This window comes from Humidesulfovibrio sp. (assembly GCF_035560995.1).
Classification (GTDB): domain Bacteria; phylum Desulfobacterota; class Desulfovibrionia; order Desulfovibrionales; family Desulfovibrionaceae; genus Humidesulfovibrio.
Map to the genome: position 1 here is coordinate 1 of NZ_DATMYK010000094.1, position 2,330 is coordinate 2,330.

A 2,330-nucleotide genomic window follows, 5' to 3' on the forward strand; every position below is an offset into this window, starting at 1 on the left:
CCGGCTCCACGTGGATGGTGACGCGCACCAGCTGGGGCAGGCGGGTGCGCAGGGCGGCCTCCAGGGTGTTCGTGCGCTCGTGGGCCAGGGTGATGGGCGTTTCCGGGTGCATGCGGCAGTGGAACGAGGCGGACAGCCGCGCGCCGGAGCGCAGCAGGGTCAGCTTGTGCATGTCGCACACGCCGGGCACTTCCCCAACCACGTCCTCAATGGCCTGGCGCAGGGTGTCCGCGCTTTCGGGATCGTCCTCGGCCGGTTCCGGGTGCGCGCCAAAGGGCTCGATGTGCGTGACCACACGGCAGGCCGGGCCAAGCTCACGCGTCAGGGCGGCCTCCATGGCGCTGATGCGCCGGTGGGCCTCGGCCAGGGAGAGATTCTCGGGCACCTCGGCGTGCAGGTTCAGGTGCAGGGTGCCGTCCAGCTTGCGCAGGTCGATGTCGTGCACGCCCACGTCAAAGGACTCGGCCAGCTCGCGGGCGCGGTCCAGAAAGCCCGCCGGGCCGTCCTCCTGAGGGCGCAGCTCGGTCAGCACGTCGGCGCCGGGCAGCACGGCCTGCACCGCGGCCCTGGCCTGGCGCACCACCTCGTGGGCTTCCTCCAGGCCCAGGCCCGAACGCACGCCCAGAAGCATGTCTACAAAATTCGCCGGGCCGCTTTGGCGCACGCGCACGCGGCGCACGGCCAGCACGCCGGGCAGGGTGGCCACGGCCTTCTCTATGCCGTCGTGCACCTCCTGCACGCCGGAATCCAGCAGCACGTCTATGGCCTGCTTGCCCAGGCGGTAGGACACCCAGAGCACGATGCCGCTGACGCAGAGCGCGGCCAGGGAATCCGCCCGGTGCAGCCAGGGGGTGATGGGCGAGGCCGGGTCGAGGCGTTCGGCCAGGGCCAGTGCCCCAAGGCCCGCCACCACCACCAGCGACGACCAGATGTCCGTGGAGAAGTGCAGGGCGTCGGCCTCCAGGGCCTGGCTGTTGTGCTTTTTCGCGGCGGCCATGAGCATGCGCGAGCGGGTGAAATCCACGGCGATGGACACAAGCATGACGCCCACGGCCCAGAGGGTGGCCTCCACGGGCTTGGGGTGCAGCAGCCGGTCCACGGCCTCGAACACGATCCACACGCAGGTGCCGAGCAGGAGCAGGGTTTCCGCCAGGGCGGAGAGGTTTTCCACCTTGCCGTGGCCGAAGGGATGTTTGCGGTCCGGCGGCTGGGCCGAAAGGCGCACGGCGAAGTAGGTGACGCCCGCCGCCACCAGGTCCAGGGCGCTGTGCGCGGCCTCGGACAAAATGCCCAGGCTGCCGGAGGACACGCCCACCACGAGCTTCATGGCCGTGAGGGCGAGGGCCGCCAGCACCGAGGACAGGGCCGCGGTGCGCTTTTCGTGCTGGGCCTGGGCGTCCGGGGTGGCGATGGTGTCGTGCATGGCGGAATCCTACGCAGGGGTGGCGCGGCAGTCAACGCGGCCAGTCAACGTGAGCCGGGTCCTCCGCATGACGGATGCGCGCCGGGCTAGGCCACGGGCAGGCGCACCACGAATACCGCGCCGCCATCGTTCATGGCCTCGGCCTGGCCGTGCAGCTGCTCGGCCAGCGACCACACCAGTTGCATGCCCAGGGTGTTTCCCTCGCCGGGCACATAGCCCGGCGGCAGGCCCCGGCCGTTGTCGCGCACGGTGATGACGGCGCCGCCGTCCTCGCGGCGCAGGTCCACCCGCACCAGACCCTCGCCGCCGGGGGGGAAGGCGTGCTTCAGGGTGTTGGTGAACAGTTCGTTGCACAAAAGCCCCAGGGGAATGGCCTGGTCCACCGGAAGCGACAGCTCGTCCAGGGTGAGCTCGAAGGCCACGCGCGAGGCCCCGGCGATGCCCGAGCGGGTGCGCTCGGCCAGGCGCTCCAGATAGTGGCGGAAGTCCACCTGGGCCAGGTTGCCGCTCTGGTACAGGTCCTCGTGCACCAGGGCCATGGAAAGGATGCGCGTGCGGCTTTCGGCCAGCAGGTCCAGCATGGCCTGGTCCTCCACCTCGCGGGCCTGGAGGCTCAAGAGGCTGGAGACGATCTGCATGTTGTTCTTCACCCTGTGGTGGATTTCCTTCAGCAGCACTTCCTTTTCCCGCAGGGAGGCCAGCATGTCGCGCTCCGCGCGCAGGCGCAGCAGCTCGGCCGCGGCGCGCTGGGCGAACAGCCGCAGGGAGGAGACGAGGGTGGGGTCGTCCCGCAGGGGGCGGTCGCTCATGATGCCCAGGTGCCCGATCATTCGGCCCTCGGCGTCGAGCATGGGCACGCCCAGATAGCCTTCTATGCCCATGCGCACCAGATAGGGGTTGCCCGGAT

The 2,330-nt window shown here is 70.1% G+C and carries 2 protein-coding genes; both read right to left on the minus strand.

Features of this window, described 5'->3' with window-relative positions; all coding sequences use genetic code 11:
- On the minus strand, positions 1-1,423 hold a 1,423-nt coding region (locus VN419_RS03525), incomplete at its 3' end, for a cation-efflux pump (protein ID WP_325644499.1).
- An 86-nt stretch (positions 1,424-1,509) separates the two neighbouring features.
- The coding region (locus VN419_RS03530) for a sensor histidine kinase (RefSeq protein ID WP_325644502.1) at positions 1,510-2,330 on the minus strand (821 nt) is incomplete at its 5' end.